The sequence below is a fragment of the Burkholderia sp. 4M9327F10 genome (assembly GCF_005503145.1).
Classification (GTDB): domain Bacteria; phylum Pseudomonadota; class Gammaproteobacteria; order Burkholderiales; family Burkholderiaceae; genus Paraburkholderia.
Genome location: NZ_SCNV01000012.1, coordinates 109,551 through 128,536, shown reverse-complemented (window position 1 = coordinate 128,536; position 18,986 = coordinate 109,551). Strand labels below are relative to the sequence as shown.

The 18,986-nt window shown below is 62.7% G+C and carries 14 protein-coding genes; 4 read left to right on the top strand and 10 right to left on the bottom strand.

Going from position 1 to position 18,986, the window contains the following annotated elements:
• The 4 genes from FFS45_RS14360 to FFS45_RS14345 form a co-directional block, all read right to left on the bottom strand.
• The gene (locus FFS45_RS14360) at positions 1–3,168 is read right to left on the bottom strand and encodes an efflux RND transporter permease subunit (protein WP_137955308.1); all 3,168 of its coding nucleotides are present in this window, start codon (positions 3,166–3,168) and stop codon (positions 1–3) included.
• A 338-nt stretch (positions 3,169–3,506) separates the two neighbouring features.
• Positions 3,507–4,907: a HAMP domain-containing sensor histidine kinase gene (locus FFS45_RS14355; protein ID WP_137955307.1), complete on the bottom strand. Its 1,401-nt coding sequence runs from the start codon at positions 4,905–4,907 to the stop codon at positions 3,507–3,509.
• 436 nt (positions 4,908–5,343) lie between these two features.
• Positions 5,344–6,390, bottom strand: a complete 1,047-nt coding sequence (locus tag FFS45_RS14350) for a lipase secretion chaperone (RefSeq protein WP_137955306.1) — start codon at positions 6,388–6,390, stop codon at positions 5,344–5,346.
• A gap of 3 nt (positions 6,391–6,393) precedes the next feature.
• Positions 6,394–7,485 carry a triacylglycerol lipase gene (locus FFS45_RS14345; protein WP_137955305.1) on the bottom strand — a complete coding sequence of 364 codons (1,092 nt, stop codon included), beginning with the start codon at positions 7,483–7,485 and terminating at the stop codon, positions 6,394–6,396.
• 669 nt (positions 7,486–8,154) lie between these two features.
• Between FFS45_RS14345 and FFS45_RS14340 the strand changes: the two genes are divergently transcribed.
• Positions 8,155–9,357 (top strand): EAL domain-containing protein, encoded by a 1,203-nt coding sequence (locus FFS45_RS14340; RefSeq protein WP_137955304.1) that lies wholly within the window; start codon positions 8,155–8,157, stop codon positions 9,355–9,357.
• 23 nt (positions 9,358–9,380) lie between these two features.
• On the opposite strand, the gene FFS45_RS14335 is transcribed toward FFS45_RS14340, so the two are convergent.
• Both FFS45_RS14335 and FFS45_RS14330 read right to left on the bottom strand, forming a co-directional pair.
• Positions 9,381–9,854, bottom strand: coding sequence for a nuclear transport factor 2 family protein (locus FFS45_RS14335; protein WP_137955345.1), 474 nt, complete (start codon positions 9,852–9,854; stop codon positions 9,381–9,383).
• 106 nt (positions 9,855–9,960) lie between these two features.
• Complete coding sequence (locus FFS45_RS14330) at positions 9,961–11,982, bottom strand: NADPH-dependent 2,4-dienoyl-CoA reductase (protein WP_137955303.1); 2,022 nt, start codon at positions 11,980–11,982, stop codon at positions 9,961–9,963.
• Positions 11,983–12,136: 154 nt separating this feature from the next.
• On the opposite strand from FFS45_RS14330, the gene FFS45_RS14325 reads away from it, so the two are divergent.
• From FFS45_RS14325 to FFS45_RS14315, 3 genes are all read left to right on the top strand, one after another.
• Positions 12,137–12,676, top strand: a complete 540-nt coding sequence (locus FFS45_RS14325; protein ID WP_137955302.1) for a PadR family transcriptional regulator — start codon at positions 12,137–12,139, stop codon at positions 12,674–12,676.
• Between the two features lie 511 nt (positions 12,677–13,187).
• Positions 13,188–13,601, top strand: a complete 414-nt coding sequence (locus FFS45_RS14320; protein WP_137955301.1) for a VOC family protein — start codon at positions 13,188–13,190, stop codon at positions 13,599–13,601.
• A 232-nt stretch (positions 13,602–13,833) separates the two neighbouring features.
• Positions 13,834–14,289 carry a CHRD domain-containing protein gene (locus FFS45_RS14315; RefSeq protein ID WP_137955300.1) on the top strand — a complete coding sequence of 152 codons (456 nt, stop codon included), beginning with the start codon at positions 13,834–13,836 and terminating at the stop codon, positions 14,287–14,289.
• Positions 14,290–14,325: 36 nt separating this feature from the next.
• Here the strand turns inward: FFS45_RS14315 and FFS45_RS14310 are convergent, their stop codons facing one another.
• From FFS45_RS14310 to rbsB, 4 genes are all read right to left on the bottom strand, one after another.
• Entirely contained in the window at positions 14,326–15,018 is a 693-nt protein-coding gene (locus tag FFS45_RS14310) for a cytochrome b/b6 domain-containing protein (protein ID WP_137955299.1), read from the bottom strand.
• 54 nt (positions 15,019–15,072) lie between these two features.
• The gene (locus FFS45_RS14305; protein WP_137955298.1) at positions 15,073–16,395 is read right to left on the bottom strand and encodes a TIGR00366 family protein; all 1,323 of its coding nucleotides are present in this window, start codon (positions 16,393–16,395) and stop codon (positions 15,073–15,075) included.
• A 307-nt stretch (positions 16,396–16,702) separates the two neighbouring features.
• A complete protein-coding gene (locus tag FFS45_RS14300; RefSeq protein ID WP_137955297.1) occupies positions 16,703–17,728 on the bottom strand; it encodes a LacI family DNA-binding transcriptional regulator in 1,026 nt (341 codons plus the stop codon).
• A 243-nt stretch (positions 17,729–17,971) separates the two neighbouring features.
• Entirely contained in the window at positions 17,972–18,940 is a 969-nt protein-coding gene (rbsB, locus tag FFS45_RS14295) for a ribose ABC transporter substrate-binding protein RbsB (RefSeq protein WP_137955296.1), read from the bottom strand.
• Positions 18,941–18,986: the final 46 nt, after the last annotated feature.

Genomic DNA, 18,986 nt, shown 5'->3' with positions numbered 1-18,986 from the left:
TCATTCTCCAAGTGCCGGAGCTTCGGCAGTGTGTTGGGGACGCTTCCTGTGCAGGAGCGCGAAAACGGAAGGAACGAAAAGCAAGGTCGAGAACGTGGCGAACATCAGACCGCCGATCACCGCCCGCCCTAACGGAGCGTTCTGCTCGCCGCCGTCACCCATACCGAGGGCCATCGGAATCATCCCGATGATCATGGCAAGCGCGGTCATCAGGACCGGACGAATCCGCGTGGCGCCCGCTTCGTATGCCGCGGTCAGTGCATCGCACCCTGCCGCCATGCGCTCACGGGCAAACGAGACGAGCAGAATGCTGTTGGCTGTCGCCACCCCCATGGTCATGATGGCGCCCATCAACGCGGGAACGCTCAAGGTGGTCTCCGTGAAGAACAGCATCCAGGCGATGCCGGCCAATGCGGCGGGAAGCGCGGTGATGATGATGAAGGCGTCCACCCAGGTCTGGAAGTTGACGACAATCAGCAGATAGACGAGCAGGATCGCCATCACCAGGCCCACGCCGAGCGCGAGGAACGACGAGTTCATGGTCTGGACCTGGCCGCGCAGCGTCACGCGTGCGCCGCGTGGCAAGGTGGGCTGAACCTGCTTGATCAGTTTCTGGATCTGGCCGCTCACCGAGCCGAGATCCCGCCCGTCGACGTCCGCATAAATATCGATAGTCGGCGTGATGTTGTAATGCGTCACCACAGCAGGCTGGATCTCGGGCTTGACCTGCACCAGATTGGCGAGCAACTGGGTCGGATACCCCGACCCGGCGTGCGCCACCGGCGTGCGCAGCAGATCGTCGAGCGTGTTGATGCGATATTGCGGCGATTGGACGGCAACGTTGTAGACCACCCCGTTCTTGCTCAGCCAGAATGAGGGCGAAGTCTGGAAGCTCCCGCTCAGTGAATCGAGCATGTTCTCTGCGACGTCGGTCGCGCTCAGGCCGACCTGCTGGATCTGGGTGCGGTCCATATGCAGTCCGAGACCGGGGTTGTTATCGAGCTGGTAGACGTGTACGTCCACTGCACCCGGGATCTTGTGCATCTGATACGACAGGTCGTTCGCGATACTGCGCAACTTCACCGGGTCGTTGCCGGAAAACTGCACGTCGATGGCCGCGGGCGAGCCGAAGTTGAGAATCTGCGTCACCATGTCAGCCGGCTGGAAGAAGAACTCGGCGCCGGGATACTTCTTCGCCAGCTCGGCCCGCAAGGTACGAACGTAGTCGCGCGTGTTGCCGTGCTTGCCTTCCTTCAGCGCGATCAGGATCTCCGCATCCGAGTTGCCGATCGTGCCGCCGTTGCTGTAGGCCAGATTGATACCGCTAACCGGCAGGCCGATGTTGTCCAGTATCGTGTCGAGATCGCTGGGGGGAATCACCTGGCGGATCGTCCCCTCAACTTCGTCAGCAAGCTTGGCCGTCTCCTCGATCCGCATGCCCGTGGGTCCACGCATGTGCAGGCGGATCTGCCCCGAGTCGACGCTCGGAAAGAAATCGCGTCCCAAGGTCAGGAACAGTCCGCAAGAGGCGATGCACAGGCCAAGGAAGATCGTCACAAACATGGAACGGCGCGCCAGCACGGCCTGAAGCACAGCGACGTAGCCGGTGCGCAGGCGCTCGAAACCGGCTTCGAAGCGGCCCTGCAAGCGGTGAAACAGGTTCGGCGTGGGATTGGCGGCATGGTGCGACGCGTTGGCCATCAGATACTTGACCAGCGTCGGCACCAGCGTCCGCGACAGGATGTAAGACGCAATCATCGCGAACACCACGGCCTCGGCGAGCGGCACGAAGAGGAACTTCGCCACGCCGCTGAGGAAAAACATCGGCACGAAAACGATACAGATACACAGTGTCGAAACCAGCGCCGGTACCGCGATCTCGCCGGCCCCCGTCAGGATGGCCTCTTCGAGCGGTGTGCCGAGATGCAGGTGACGTTCGATATTTTCGATCGTCACGGTGGCATCGTCGACGAGAATGCCCACCGCCAGCGCGAGGCCACCTAGCGTCATCAGGTTGATGGTCTGCCCACAGATGCTGAGCATGATGATCGACGACAGGATCGACAGCGGAATCGACACCGCGATAATCACCGTGCTGCGCCAGCTTCCGAGGAACATCAGGATCATGGCCGCCGTCAGCGCCGCTGCGATCACGGCTTCGCGGATCACGCCGGTAATCGCGCTCTTCACGAACACCGACTGGTCGAAGAGCGGCGTAATGCGCAGTTCCTTCGGCAAGGAGGCTTCTGCCAACGGCAGCATTTTCTTCAGGTCGCTTACGATCTGCAGCGTCGATGCGCCGCCGTTCTTCAGCACGGGCTGCAGCACGCCGCGCCGGCCGTCCTGCCGTACCACATTGGTTTGCGGCGAGAATCCATCACGCACGTGGGCGACTTCGCTGAGGTACGTGGTCGAGCCGTTTTTCGTGCTGACCGGAATGGAATTGAGCTCGGAGATAGCCTCGGGCGCGCCGTTCACGTCCACCTGGTACTCCGTGGAGCCGAGCTTGGCCGTTCCCGAGGGCAAGATCAGGTTCTGCGCGGTGACAGCGTTCACGACGTCAGCCGGCGTCATGTTCTTTGCCAGCAATGCCGGCGTATCGAGGTCGACTGCAATGACGCGCGCTTTCCCCCCGTATGGATACGGGATGGCCGTGCCGGGAATCGTCACGAGCTGGGGACGCAGAAAGTTCATCCCGAGGTCGTTCAACTGCTGCTCGGACAGCGTGTCGCTGGACAAACCGAGCTGGATGATCGGCACGCTCGATGCCGAGTACTTGATGACGAGCGGCGCAGTGATGCCGGGCGGCAGAACGCGCAGCGTCTGCTGCACGTTCGCCACCGCCTGGGCTACGGCCATCGGCACGCTGGCATCGGGACGCAGGTAGAGCTTGATGACCCCCACGCCCGCAAGAGATGACGATTCGATATGGTCGATATCGTTCACTGTCGTCGTGAGACTACGCTCGCTGACTGTGACGATCCGCTGCGCCATATCGGTCGCATCGAGTCCGTTGTAACTCCAGATAATGCTGACAACCGGTATGTCGATTTCCGGAAAGATATCCGTAGGCATACGCAGTAGCACGAATGGTGTTGCCACCAGAATAAGGATGGCAGCGACAATAAATGTCAGCGGCCTCCGTAATGCGATATTGACTATCCACATGGCATTCGGTCACCTGAAAAGTCAGTTCCCGGCCTGCATGCTTGCGTCCGTCTTGCGAAGGATCGGCGGTCGCGCCCAGGCGGCTGAACTGCGGGGTCATAGAGAACATGAAAAACTGTGACCGGAGTCTATTTGTCCTGCCTGGCGGCGTCCGGACAAACACTTCTGTATCTCTGCCACGCCGGCGCGCTGGACCGGCACGCTGGCGCGTGCGTCCGTGGCGAACCCGATGGAAACCCCGCTGGAAACCCCGCTGGAAACCCTTCAGGCACAGCGAATCCTCAGACTTGAGCGCTGATAGCTATCGAAAAGGACAAGAGTGAATTTTCGTATTCGACTTAACCCAGCCTGCGCGACCAGCAATCGATAATGACGCGCACACCCGGTTCGGCACTCGCCATCCTCAAGGTGAAGTCGTGTACGCGCAGCACGGCCGAGACGATGCTCAAGCCAATGCCGGAGCCGGCGATATGACGGGTCCTCTCGCCGCGGTAGAGGCGCTGCAGTACCGCCTCGCGCTCGGCGGGCGGAATCCCCGGGCCGGTATCGGCAATGCTGACCTGAGGGCCCGCCGGCAACATCCTGAGCGCTATCCTGACGGTGCCGCCCTCCGGCGTGAACTTGATCGCGTTGTCGAGCAGATTGCTGAGTGCTTCGAATAGCAGACTGCGGTCCCCCTCTATGTTCGGCACCGGCTCCACGTCCGCGACGAACTGAATCGAACGGCTTTCGGCCAGCGGTTCGTATAGCTCGCCGACTTCCTGCACCAGTGCCGCCAGTTGCACCTCGCCAAAGCCCTCGCGCCGCTTCAGCGCGCCTATCTCAGCGATACGCAGGATTGCGCGGAACCGTTCGAGTAGCCGGTGCGTCTCGGATTGCGCGTGCGCAACCAGCTCGGACATTGAACCGTCGTTGAGGGTGTCCGCCCGCTGCGCCATGCTGCCGAGCAACGCCACGACATGCGCGAGCGGCGTGCGAAGATCGTGCGCGATGCCGTCGCACGCTCCCTTCACTTCGGAGATCAGGCGCTCGACCTCATCGAGCATGTGATTGACGAGATGCGACAACATGTCGATTTCGTCGTGTCCCCCTGTCGGCAGGCGCTGATTCAGGTCGCCTTGCGCGATTTGCAGCGTGACGCGGCGGATCGCGCTCAGACGTCCCATCTGCCGCGCGCTCATGGCGAGCCCCAGGGCGATGCCGGCAACGAGGCAAAATAGGCCGCCCATCACGAATGCGTTGATGATTGCCCGGCGAATATGGGAAATGTTGGTGACGTCGCGGCTGACCAGCAATATGTCGCCGTTCCTGCGCCGCTCGGCCATCGCGCGCATCGCCGGCGGCGGATGGCTTGCCGAGAGCAGCAGCTTCGGCGGCAGCGTCAGTCCGCGCTTGTCGGCAGTCAACTGTGAGGGGAGCGACGTCACATCGCCCGCAACGTGCCGGCCATCGGGCGTAAACAAACCGAAGTAGCTAACGTGCAGGTGCGCGGTTTCGAGGCGGCTCTCGATGGTGTCGCCAAGCACATCGTCCGGCGTCGAGTCGAAATACATCAGTTGCCATTCCATGACAATGTCGACTTCGTGCTCCATCTGCCGGGTCACCGCGGACTCGACAAAGACCAGCAACAGCAGCATCGAAAACAGGAAGGTGACCGTGTAGATAAACAATGACCGGGTGGTCATCGTGGTCCAGCGATATTGCCGCTCTTTCGGTCGGGTCAAAAAGGGGGAGTTCATCGAAACCATGGTTCGCGCGGGAATGGGTTCTGGAGCGCAAGGCGCAGAACATCATGCACGATCTCGTGCACCTTGCTGCCCGGCCCGCCTGCCCGTCTCACTCGTGCTGGATTCGCACAGGCGGTCCAAGACCGGTAGGAAAACACACTTTTTGAAATCGCGCTCTGCCGCGAATACCTGGAAGAATAAGAAGCGGGTCCAAACGCCCGCGTGGCCGCTTGATTAAAAAAAATTTAACTAGTGATTTTAAGCGGAGATTATTGCGGGAGACGATGGAAATCACGCGCGGATAAATGAATTAATAATCGCGCTGTCAGCTTGCGGCCATGTTGGCGCCACCCGGATCTCGCATTGCATCGGGACGGCGAGCGCGAGATCACTGACTCAGTTAAGTGACTCAGTTAAGTGACTCAGTTAAGTGACCCGGTTCGGTCACTCAGTTGCCTGCGCCCTGATCGAGCGACGCGGCCCGCATCGCATCGCTGGGGTTGCTGAAAAACTGCCGGCGCAATTGTGCAACCTGCGCATCATGCTCCTGCGGGGACAAGCCAAGCTTGTCGATCTGCGCACGCTGCGACGCATAGTCGGCGTATTTTGCCTGCCACGCGTCGTCGCTTTTTTGCATCTGCACAACCCGTTCGGCCGCTTCGGGGCCGAGCGTCTGCGCAATCTGCGCCCGCATTGCGTCAAGCGACGCGCCCTGCTTCTGCAACTGGGCAATCGCCTCGACCGACGCCTGCTGTTGCCGGGCCCGTTCGCGCGCCGCGCGCTCCTGCGCCGGCAACGCGGCATCCAGGCTTGCAAGGCGGGCGGCTTTTTCCGCATCGGTGAGCGTGGGGTCCGACGTGATGCGCAAGCGCGCCAGATCGCTTCGTTGGCGCTGCAACTGGTCGCCGAAAAACGGCTTGCTCCAGTCGCCCATGATGCGTGTGCCCAACGCGTCGCGCTGGTCGAGCGCCAGTTGCAGCGCGTCGAAATCCGGCCTGGTACCCGGTATGCTGCCCGGTATGCCGGCCGGCTGCGGCAACTGGCCCAGCGCGCTGAGGTATGCGGTGTAACGTTGCCATACGCCCAGCGCTTCCTCGTTGGCCGCCGTGCCATCGAGCTGCGCCGCGATCTGCCGGCGCACCAGCGCATCCAGTGCGCTCGCCGACATCTCGCTCTGCGCGCTCAGGAAGTAATCGAAGAAGTCGCGCACCGCCCGCGTGTGCGCGAGACGTCCGCCTGCTTCGAGCGGCAGGCGCGGCGCAGACGATCCATCCAGCGACGCGGGGAGCGCGTTTGCTCCGGGCGCGCCAGCGAATTGAGCATTGGCGCCGTGTAACGATGTAGCCGCAGCATCGGTGTGTTGCAGCGCGGCAGCCCGGCCGGCTCGCGACGGTGCGGCATTGAGCCAGATCGTGGCGCCGATCGACACCGCGCCGATCAGGGCAACAGCAAGCCATGTCCGGCGCGCGCCGCCGCGCCCTTCGCTGCGTGACATCGCCTAGACGCCCTGGGTCTTCAACCGGTTTGCCTGAGTGCGAATGACTGCCACCGGGTCGGCCGCATTCTCGCCGAGAATGCCGAGCAACTGGTTGATTTCGTCAAGGTGGTTCCATTTATATGTTGTACTGAGCACCTTGCCATAGAGTGCGCTGCAGACCGATACCAGACCGTCGTTCGGCCCGGACTGGCGGTTCACCATGATGGTCCCGCTGCCGTACAGCAGCAGCGTTGACGGGTCGAGAACGTCCGCCGGGTCGAGCGGGCCGACGCTCGTATCGACGGCGCCCTGGATGCCGAGCACGGAGGTCGGCTGGATTGCGCTGCCGGCCCATGAGTACAGCAGATGAGTATTGCCGTTGACGGTTTCGGTTGCAGCGCCGGTCTGGCAGGAACCGGGCGCGCCGAGGCCGGCACTCGGATAACTCGCGTTGAAGGACGCGGCGCCCGCCGTAGTCAGCGCGCCTAGCGCCGCAAGGGCGTTCTGGTTGGTGTTGTGGGTATCGCTGGTCACAATACCGAACAGATTGGCGAACGACGCGAGGATGGGCGTCGACAAACCGGTCGGGTCTTTTTGCAAGGACTCTTGAACGAAATCGGCAAACTGGGTGCCGAGATGCGGCGTGCCGATCGTTGTCACGGAAGCCACGAGTTGCGGCGCAACCGCGGCGACATAACGCGAGGTCAGGCCGCCCTGGCTATGGCCGATCAGGTTGACTTTCGTTGCGCCGGTCGCGGCCAGAACCTGCTTCACGTAGGCGAGCAACTGTTCGCCACGGCCATTGGGCCCGGTGTCGCTCTGAAAACCGGAGAGGTCCGCGACATAGACGGTCGCGCCGTGCTGCTCGAGGTCCGACTGGATGCCGTACCAGTAGTCGAGCACGCCAAGATATTTCGCAGTGCCGGTCAGGCCGTGCACGAGGATGATGGGATAGCGGGTGCTCGCGTAGTCATCGGTACTGGCCGGTGAGGCGGCGGCGACGGCCGGCGCCACCGACGCCGGAGCAAGCGTCAGTAAAGCAGCGAGTGGCGCATTGCTTAGCACCGCAGCCACGGCCCATGCGACGATGCGAGAACCTTTTGATTTCGACATATGACAGTCTCCGGTGCAAAGTTGGCGTATTTAGCACTGGAAAGCGGCAGCGGGGCAATAGAGCGAGGACTCCAAATTATTCAAGAGATGGCGCTTTGCAGCGTTCATAGGGATGGTGCAATGCGGCGTGAATTCACCGTCTCAAGATCGACCATGCACCCCGCATCTTTGCGGCTTGTCGATTTTGCGAAGTGTTAGCCGGAACAACCGGCTTATCCAACTCACTCTGTTCAAATGCGGATAGAAATTTGACTATTGGTTGATATGATAAGGATAACTGAATTATAAGATGAAAACCTGGCTATACGTTCGGCTGATCGATAATCGCCCCGCCCCGCTCCCGAGCCGCGAAAGACAAAGCGACCGCCGCCCTCCCCAGTCGTCCTGTAAGCATTGAAATATATGCATTACGCATTCTGAAAATCCTTTTTGCAGGCGGATCCCGCCCGGCGCAGCCGTGACGGCCCGTGCGGCCGCGCCCGGCGCGCGAACTGCGAAGCCGTAACGCAGGCATAGCCTCTTTTCGCATAGAATCGCTGTCATCCACATGGGACCGGTGCCAAAAGGACAGAAGAACAGTGGGCCATTGGGCCAGCGCGTCTGGCCGCCCCCTGAATCTGGGTTGCCTGAGATTGCCGGTCGGCATAAGCGTCGCTATGAAACCGCCATATGAAAGCTGAAGTGTTCGTTGCCCGTCAGCCGATACTCGATCGGCACGGCATCACCGTCGCGCAGGAACTGCTGTTCCGGGAAACCGGCAAGGATACAGCCCATGTTCAGGACGATTACGCAGCCACCGCGGCGGTCGTCGAACGAACCGTGGGCGTGTTCGGCATCGAGCACGTGCTTGGCCATAGCGACGGCTTCATTAACTGCACCGGCGACTTCCTGCATTTCGGCAGCGTCGATGTTCTGCCTCCGGCGCGTTTCGTCCTTGAGATTCTTGAAGGCACAGCGCTTACCGCCGAACTGGGCGAGCGCTGCGACGAATTGCGCCTTGCCGGTTTTCGCATCGCGCTCGACCACGTCCGTTCCATTACATCGCATATCGAGCGCTTCCTGCCGCATGTCGACATCGTCAAGCTCGACTGGCCGGGCATTGCCGCAGATGAGCGCGGCCTGCTGGTCGAGGATTTCCGGCAGCACGGCAAGCGGGTGCTCGCGCAAAAGGTCGAAGATCGCACCGACCATGCTGCGGCGATGCTCGCGGGATGCGACCTGTTCCAGGGCTTCTACTTCGCCAGGCCGCAACTGCTCACAACCAGCCGAACGCCGTCCCGCTTCGCGGCAGTCTTCCGGGTACTGGAACTGCTGCGCGAAGACGCGGGCAACGGGCCGCTCGAGGAGGCGCTCAAGCACGCGCCGGCCCTCGTCATTCAACTGCTGCGGCTCGCCAACAACGCCAGCCAGCGGCACTTGCGCCACACCCCCATCACGTCGATCGGACAGGCGGTCGCCGCCGTCGGCAGCAAAACCCTGATGTTGTGGTGCTGCCTGCTGCTGTATGGCAATCCGGCAGATCTGCAGTTCGGTCGCAACCCGCTCGCGCAGCTCGTCGAGCAACGGGCCAACTTCATGGAGCGGGCTGCCGCTGAACTCGCGCCGGAAGACGGCGGCTTCCAGGAGACCGCGTGGCTCTGCGGCCTGCTTTCGCTGGCTTACGTTCCTTGCGGGGTCACGGCGGAAGTGTTTTTTGCCGACATGTCGATTGATGCCGTCATCCAGCAGGCCATCCTCGAACATGAAGGCGTGCTCGGCACCCTGCTTGCCATTGCGGAGCATCTTGAACAGGGGCGGTTCGACGCCTCGCTCAAGCAAGCGGGTGCGCTGGGCGCGGAGTTCGCCGCAAAGCTGCCGGGTCTCGTGCTATGAGCGGGGCAAACCGTCCCGGGGCCTTAAGCGTGGGCCTTGTAGGCCGACAACGGCTGGCCGATTCGCGCCCCCATCTCCGCGCCTAAAGCCTGCAGGCCGCTCAGCGGCCGTACCATCACCTCGAAGTCGACGATCTTGCCGTTCTCGTCGAAACGGATGAAATCGATCCCCTTCAGATTCTTGTCGCCAACCCGCGCGCTGAACTCCAGAACGACATTCAGGCCGTCATCCGAGGCAAGCTGACGGTGGTAGGTGAAGTCCTCGAACACCTGGAGGACGGTCGACAGCGCCATTTCCAGTGCAGGCGCCGAGTGGTACGGCGTGAACGCCATCGGCGAGCGGAATACGACGTCCGGGTGCGTGATGGCGCCAAGGCCATCGAGATCGCGGCGCTCGACCATTGCATGCCACTTCGCGAGTGAGAGCGCGACGGCGGGATGCAGGCCGTCAGGTGTGGATGGGGGGCTGTGCGCAGTGCTCCGCTCAGTGCTGTGCATGGTGCTCTGCGCAGTGCTTTGGGTAGTGGTCAAGATGCTCTCCTGGTGAAGTCCCGCTGCAACAGCCGGACGAATGTGCGGAGCGTGGAATCAAGCCGCGATCTCTTCAAAGGGTGGCTGCGAGCGTTGTACCTTGCAGGATCGCCCGCTTTGCATCGAGCTCCGCGGCGACGTCCGCCCCGCCGATCAGATGCACCGCACAGCCCGCCGCACGCAAACCGTCGTACAGCTCGCGCAGCGGCTCCTGTCCCGCGCAGATCACGATATGGTCGGCCGCGAGAGTCTGCCGCTCGCCGTCGATGCACACGTGCAGGCCCGCATCGTCAATGCGCTCGTACGTCACATTGGAAGACATCGCCACGCGGCGCGCTTTCAGCGATGTGCGGTGAATCCAGCCCGTCGTCTTGCCGAGCTGCTCGCCGACCTTGGTGGCCTTGCGTTGCAGCAGATGAACGCGGCGCGCCGGCGCTTCTACATGGGGCGAGCGCACGCCGCCGCGCGCTTCATAGGTGGCATCGATGCCCCACTCTGCATAAAACTTCGCCGGCTTGACACTTGCGCTCGCGCCTTCGTGCGTCAGGTATTCGGCCACGTCGAAGCCGATCCCGCCGGCGCCGATCACTGCGACATTGGCGCCGACCGGCTTGCCGTCGCGCAGCACATCGAGGTAGCCGAGCACGTTCGCGCCTTCCACGCCTTCGATCTCGGGCACGCGCGGCGTTACGCCGGTTGCGAGCACGATCTCGTCATAGTGCCCGTCGACGAGCCGCGTCACGTCGACACGCGTATTGAGCCGCACCTCGATGCGATGCAGTTCGAGTTGCCGCCGGAAGTAACGCAACGTCTCGTGGAATTCTTCCTTGCCGGGCACTTTCTTGGCGATGTTGAACTGGCCGCCAATCTCCGCGCCGGCCTCGAACAGGGTCACGTCGTGCCCGCGTTCGGCGGCCGTGATCGAGAAGCTGAGGCCGGCCGGACCCGCGCCCACCACCGCGATCCGCTTGCGCCGCGCGGCAGGCTCGATCACGAGTTCGGTTTCGTGGCACGCACGCGGGTTCACGAGGCACGAAGTGATCTTGCCGCCGAACGTGTGATCGAGACAGGCCTGATTGCAGCCGATGCAGGTGTTGATTTCATCGGCCCGCCCTTCCCGCGCCTTGCGCACGAAGGCGGGGTCCGCAAGGAACGGCCGCGCCATCGACACCATGTCGCACGCGCCTTCGGCCAGTAACTGCTCGGCGACGTCGGGCGTGTTGATGCGATTGGTCGCAATGAGGGGAATGCCCACCTTGCCCATCAGCCGCTGGGTGACCCAGGCATAGGCGGCACGCGGCACCTTGGTCGCGATAGTCGGGATGCGCGCCTCGTGCCAGCCGATGCCCGTGTTGAGAATCGTCGCGCCGGCCGCTTCGATGGCCTGCGCGAGCTGGATCACTTCGTCGAGCGTCGAGCCGCCTTCGACGAGATCGAGCATCGAGAGCCGGTAGATCACAATGAAGTTTGCGCCGACCCGCTCGCGCACCCGCCGCACGATCTCAACCGCAAAACGGATGCGGTTCTCATACGCGCCGCCCCAAGCATCCTCACGATGGTTGCTGCGCAGCGCGATGAATTCGTTGATCAGATAACCTTCCGAACCCATGATCTCGACGCCGTCGTAGCCCGCATGCTGCGCGAGCGCGGCACAGCGAACGAAATCGGCAATCGTCTGCTCAATCTCCTCGCCGCTGAGCGCGTGTGGCGTGAACGGGTTGATCGGCGCCTTCAGCGCGCTCGGCGCGACAAGCGCCGGGTGATACGCGTAACGGCCGAAATGCAGGATCTGCATGGCGATCTTGCCGCCTTCGGCGTGCACCGCGCGCGTCACGACGCGATGGCGCTCCGCCTCCGCTTCAGTAGTCAGCATTGCGCCGCCAGTGGCGGGCCTGCCCCGCTCGTTCGGCGCGATGCCGCCCGTGACGATCAGGCCCACCTCACCGCGTGCCCGCTCCGCATAGAACGCCGCCATCCGCTCGAAGCCGTTCGGCGCTTCCTCCAGGCCGACGTGCATCGAGCCCATCAACACACGGTTCCTGAGCGACGTGAAGCCGAGTTCAAGCGGCATCGTCAGATGCGGATAGGGGTTCATCGGCAGCGTCTCCGTTTATGCAACCAGTTGCACAGATACTAGCCCGCGATTCCCGTTAATGCAACTGGTTGCATTAAATTTCCCAGCGAGGGATCCTGTGTCCCCAATATGGCAAGATGCGCGTATTCCGTGACCCTCGCTGATCCGATCCGACATGTCCCTGCCTCACGCACTCCTCACCTCGCTTGCCGAACGCCCCGGTTCCGGTTCGGAACTGGCGAGCCGCTTCGACCGTTCGATCGGCTATTTCTGGCATGCCACGCATCAGCAGATCTATCGGGAGCTGGGCCGTCTGGAGGAAGCCGGCTGGATCGAGTCATTGCCTGCCGAGTCGGGGCGCGGCCGTAAGCGGGCCTACCGGATTCTTCCGGCCGGCAAGAAGGAGCTACGGCGCTGGATCGCGGAAAGCGAGGACCCGACGCCATTGCGCGACGAGTTGATGGTGCGGCTGCGCGCGGAGGCGGTGCTCGGCCCCGCCGGGCTGGAGGCGGAAATCGGGCGGCGCCTTGGATTGCACCAGGAGAAACTGGACCTGTACCGCGAAATCGAGGCGCGCGATTTTCCGGGGAGTCCCGCATCGCGAACGGCACGGCTCCAGCATCTGGTGCTTAGAGCGGGGATCGCCCAGGAACAGTTCTGGGTCGACTTCGCCCGCGAGGCGCTTGAGATCCTGGGCCAACCGAAACGGCAATGAGACGCCAGCGAGGCGGCAATGAAGGCTTGACAGCACCTACCCGAGCCACTAATCTCTACTCGCTGCTCAGCTTTGCAGCCGTAAGCGTTTAACGTCAATCAACGCGCAACATCGATCCTCGGTGAATCCGTTCACCGCCGGTTCGTCTGCGCGCGAGGTTGACGAAAATGTCTTGCCGGATTGACACACTCTCCCATCGGCTTCCAGCAAGCCACCTCCCAGGTATTCCGCTCTCGGTTGGCGCGTCATTCGCCAGGCGGATACGCTTGTCTGCTTCATTCCCGCGACGCCTGACCCAAAACGCCTGCAAATGGCGCGGTGTTTCGCGCCTGCCGCCTTGCCCTCCCGCAGCGATCCCAGCAACGTGCGAGCCTGTCCTGCACAGCGACGCGGATCCTGCCTGCACGCAGGGCAAGACTGGCGTTTCGGGCGAAAGCGGTAATTAAATAAGCAGTCCTAGTCAGTTAAAACTTGAAAATTCATTCGAAAACTCCTTTAAACAGGTGAAATCTTGAAACTCAACCATCTTAGCTTCCCCTCCTCCGACGTCGACGCGACCGCCGCATTCTTCGAACGTTACCTTGAATGCAGGATCACGACGTCGGGAAACGGCCGCTACCTGACACGACGCGATTTCGACATCGTGATCGAACAGGCGGAAGGCCGTCACGACGAATGGCCGAAAAATTTCCACATTGGAATCGAGCTTCCGACGGTACAGGAAGTCGAGGCAATGTATGAGCGTCTGGTGGCGGACGGGATAAAAATGCAAACCAAAATGATCAAACATCCACGCGGCTCGCGGTTCTTCTGCTGGATTCCCGGCAGCTTCATGCTGGAGGTCAACACGCGCGTGGACGTCGAGGAGCGTTACCGCCCGATGTTCGCCGGCGAGACAAAGCTGAGCGCGGACACCGCGCAATAACCGGCAAGCCACGGGCGCGCCATCGCGTCCGCTAGTCCGGATAACGCCCGTGGTTTCGCATGCCGGAATGCATGAACCTGGCCGGCTTGGAGTTCGCGCCGGGTTGAGTCTATGCTTGTTTCACCGCCGCGCCGCCCAGCGCGCCGTGCTGCGTTTCGCGCTGGGCGCAACCGCCGACGGTGCTTGCAAGGTACACGCCTCGCAAGCCAAACCTCAGAACGGAGAAAACCAAATGACAGTTTCGATCTCGCGTCGCGCTCTCCTGCTTCTCGCCGGCCTCGCTCTCGCCGGCACCGTCTCGCTCGCGCAAGCGGCGCCGGTCGCCTTTACCGTCCCGCTCACCGGCGACCAGCAGGTGCCGCCGGTCCAGACGCCCGGCAGCGGCACGGCGAACCTTACCTACGACCCGAGCACACGGGTCGTCACCTGGAATATCACCTTCAGCGGCCTTTCCAGTGACGCCACCATGGCGCATTTCCACGGTCCCGCTCCGGCCGGTAAAAACGCCGGCGTAAAAGTGTGGATTTCGCAGAAAGGCACGATGTCGGTGACCAGCCCGCTGAGCGGTCAGGCCACTTTATCGCCTGAGGATGCGCAGGAATTCCTTGCCGGGGACATGTATATCAACGTGCATACCAAGACCAACCCCGGCGGCGAAATCCGTGGCCAGGTTGTGCCGCCCAAGTAAGACCGGGTTGCTCTGAAGGAATCCACTGCCGCAGGCTCATAGATAAGCGGCGAGCAGTATCACTACGACCGCGCCCGCGACCAGCATCAGCAGCGCCAGCCACGCTGGCGTCTGCCGCGGCGCGGCGACCGATGCCGGCAGCGGCTTGTAGCCGGTCAGCATCGGCCGGACCAGGTTGTGGCCTTTCACCAGCGCATAGAGCGTGATCACCAGCAAGTGCAGTGCGACCGCGGCGAGCAGCGCATCCCACACCAGCCCATGCAGCATCGAAATGGCATTGGCGATCCAGGCGGGCACCCATTCGCTCAACGGACCTTCATCGGCGACTTCGTTGTAGACGTAGAGTCCGCTCAGCGTCTCCAGCAACAGCAGGCTGAGCAGCAGCAGGACCATCCAGCCGCCCGCCGCATTGTGGCCCACCTGCACGTCCGGTTCGCGGCGAAACAGGTGGCGCAGATGCCGCAAGGCCGCTACGGGCGATGCCACGAAACTCCGGAAGCGCGCCGTCTCGCTGCCGAAGCAGCCCCACAGCACGCGAAACAGCAGTAACGCCAGCAGCGCTTCGCCGACGCGCACGTGCCAGTCGATCCAGTTGAGCTTGAGGGTCGCGTAAGCGGCGGCGACCAGCGCCACCACCAGCCAGTGGAACAGGCGGGTTGGCGCATCCCATACGAGCACGCGGCGGCGCACCGGTTGCTCCGCGGGAGGAGCGGGATCGTCAGCGTTCATACGTCGCGCCTCCGGGAACTGGATGGCTTTAACCAGACGAGGTCTGGAACAAGTCTAGAACAGATACAGACCCGCGATGAACACGACGCCCGAGAACAGCAGCGCCGTGACGCAATAGCCCATGATGTCGCGCACGCCAAGCCCGGCAATCGCCAGCGCCGGCAGCGCCCAGAACGGTTGCGCCATATTGGTCCAGGCCTCGCCGTAGGCGATCGCCATCGCCGACTTGCCGAGGTCGGCGTGCAGGGCTTGCGCCGCCGGCATCACGAACGGTCCCTGCACTACCCAGTGGCCGCCACCGCTCGGCACCGCGAAATTGATGACCGCCGAGCTGAGGAACGCGAGCAGCGGGAAGGTATGCACATTGGCGATCTCCACGAACCACGTAGTGATAATGCCGGCCAGCCCCGAATGATCCATCAGCGCCTGAATTCCGGCGTAAAACGGAAACTGGATCATGATCGAGGACGCGCCCTTCGCTGCCGCGCCGACGGCCCGTGCATACGCCATCGGTGTCTTGTGCAGCACCATGCCGGCAGCGAGGAATACAAGGTTCACGGTGTCGATATCGAGTGTGAATCCCTTCTGCACGGTACGCACCACCAGATACAGCGCGCACACCAGCGCCACCAGCAGCGCGAGAACGCGGCTCTCCTCGAGCCGCTCGGCGAGCGTCGCATTGGCCGGCAGCGTGCGTTCGACCGAAGGCGGGTCTTCGAGCAGCGCCGGGTCCACCGCCACCACCTCGTCAGGCTTGGGCATCATCAGGCGCGCGAGGATGGGCAGCAGCAGAATCAGTCCAAACGTGATGAAGGCGTTGTAACCGGTGAAAATCGTATGCGACACCGGGATCAGTCCAATGGTCTTTTCCATCGGATTGCCCTTGGTGGCGGCAACCAGCGGCACCGAGCCGGACAGCCCGCCATGCCACGTCAGAAAGCCCATATATGCGCAGGCCACCAGCAGACGGTAATCGGTGCCCTTGACGCGGCGCGCCACTTCACGTGCAAGCATCGCGCCGAGCACGAGACCGAAGCCCCAATTGACGGCGCATGCCACCGCCCCGCAAAACGCCACCAGCATCACGCCTTGCGCGGGCGTGCGGGCCGAACTGGCGAGCCCGACCAGCAGACGTTTGACCGGTCCCGAACTGGCAAGCGCATGACCGGTGACGAGAATCATGGCCATCTGCATCGAGAACGCCAGCAGATTCCAGAAGCCGCCGCCCCACATGACGACCAGCTCCGCGGGCGCTTTGGGCGTGAGCCCGAACGCAAGCGCGAAGGTCGCAATGGTCAGGAAAATCGCGAAAATTAAGGGGTCAGGCAGGACGCGATGCACCACCTGCGTGAAAAAGCCCGAGATACGCTGAATCAACTGTCTACTCCTCGTCACCAATGATATTTTTAATGGGCGCGGCGCGATGGCCGTGGTGCTGCCTCGGTGTGGTCCTGGTATGGCCTTCTGGTGGCGGCCCGCCCGTCATGCGCAGCCTTACCCATTGCTCCGGCCGCGATTTTTGCATGAACCCCGGGTTTTTGCTGCGACGCGGGCAAGCGCGCTCCGCGCGCCGTTCAATGGCACGTCACGCTGGAGCGAAATGGTGGAACGAAAAGGTGGAACGAAAAGGTGGAGCGAAAAGGCGGGCGGCTGTCTGTCTGGACAGGGGCCTGAATCGCGGTGCCTAGACAGAAGCCCCTTGCGCGCGCCGATAGTGAATATGCGCCGGCACCTGCAGCGACTCAGGATGCGCATTGCCCTCGAGCATCGCAAACACGGAACGCAAGCTATGCTCGGCCAGTTGCCGGCTGTCCTGCACGATGGCGTCAATGGCGAGCGGCAGGCAATCGAGCAGTTGATGATCGTCGAACGACATCAGCAGATCGGGCGCCTGAGCCAGCTTGTGCGCCTCGCTCATAAACGACAGGGCGCCTTCGAGCAAGGTGATCGAGCCGGCGAACAGCGCCTGCGGATAGCGCCCATGCGTGGCGAACCACTCCTGCATCAGCGCGCGGCCGGACTCGCGCTGGAAGTCGCGTTGATGCACCCAGTCGCCCTGCTCGGCCAGACCATGCGCCGCCAGCGCCTGACGGTAGCCGGCCAGGCGATCGCGGCTGGCCGACAGGTCCGGCCGGCCGCCGAAGTACACCACTTCGCTTGCGCCCTGCCGGAGCGCGTCGCCCACCAGGATGGCCACAATCTCTGTTGCATCCGTGACCACGTAGGGAATCTCGCTGTCCTCGACACGGCGGTCGGCGAACACGAGCGGCAGACGTTTCACCCACTTCTGATAGCGCTCCGCCTCGGTCGTGCACGGCACCACCACGAGGCCGTCGACCTGATGCGAAACGAGGTGGGCTATCCCTTCGGTTTCCCGCACCGGGTCTTCATCGCTCGTCACGACCACGAGCTGGCAGCGATACTGTTCGCGGCATTGCCACTCCATCGCCTGGGCGAACGCGGAGTGTACGGAATTGGTGATATCGGGAATAACGAGGCCGATCGTATTGCTGCGGCGCGAACGCAACGCCCGGGCCGATTGTGACGGCGTGAAATGATGCTCTTTGGCGACCTGCAGCACCCGTTCGACCGTGGCGGCGGAAATCCGGTAGCGTTCCGCATAGCCGTTCAGCACCATGCTCGCGGTCGTGCGCGAAACTTTCGCGAGACGTGCGATATCGTCAATGGTCAGGCGCTCGAACTTGGTCACGCTGGCTTCCTCGCTGCAGTAGGTCGATGCCCCTCGCTAACGCGGGCCGGGTAGGCCCGGTAACGGCGGCTGCCGCACGATGCCGGCAGCCCAGGGCCTATGCGGCATGCACCAGTCAGGTATTGGCGGGAGACGCCGCCACGCCGGTGCATACCGGGTGGCGGGCGGCACTGCATCGACATTGATTTCAGTGCCAGATGGTACTACGGGGATAAGCTGCTGAGAACTTGCAGTTTCTAGAGGTTATTGTTTATACAGGTTCAGCGGAACCGGGATGAACTTGTCCACGGGCTGGCCGTCGACCAGCTTCTTCGCGGTCTGCACGCCGTACTGGCCGATCAGTTCCGGCTGCTGCTGCACCGTGGCCGCCATCGTGCCGGCCTTGACGGCGGCAATCGCGTCGTCGGTAGCGTCGAAGCCCACCACGGCCACGTTCTTCAGACCCGCCGCCTGCAGCGCCTTGAGCGCGCCGAGCGCCATCTCGTCGTTCTGCGCGAACACGCCCTGGATGTCCTTGTTGCTCTGGATGATGTTTTCCATCACCGAGAGGCCCTTGGCGCGGTCGAAGTCAGCCGGCTGCTTGGTGACGATCTTCACGCCGCCCTTTGCTTCCACTTCGGTGTCGAAGCCGGCGCCGCGCTCATTCGCAGCCGACGAACCCGGAATGCCCTGCAGCTCGACCACATTGCCCTTGCCGCCCAGCTTGTCGACGAGGAAGTCCGCGGCCATCTTGCCGCCGGCCTTGTTGTCGGAAGCGATGTGCGAGCTGACCTCGGCGCCGTTCACGCTGCGGTCGAGCGAGACCACCTTGATGCCCTTGTCGGTGGCTTCCTTGACGACGTTGGCGACAGCCGACGAATCGGTCGGGTTGATCAGGATCACGCTAACCTTCTTCTGGATCAGGTCTTCGACGCTCGCCTGCTGCTTGGCCGGGTCGTTCTGCGCGTCGACGGTGATGAGCGTCACGCCTTCCTTCTTCGCCTCGTCTTCGGCGCCCTTGCGCAGCGAAACGAAGAACGGATTGTTGAGCGTCGAAATCGACAGACCCACCGTCACGGGGCCGCTCGCGGCCGGCGCGGAAGCGCCGCTCGCGGGCGCGGCGGCGGTGGTATCCGGGCCCTGCTTCGAACAGGCGGCAAGGCCGACCACCAGCAGGGCGGCAAACAGAGGTGAAAACAGCGGCGAGATCGATTTCGTAAGCATTTTCTTCATGGTCGTCTCCTGAGTCCTATAGATAGAGTGTGACGTTCATCATTTA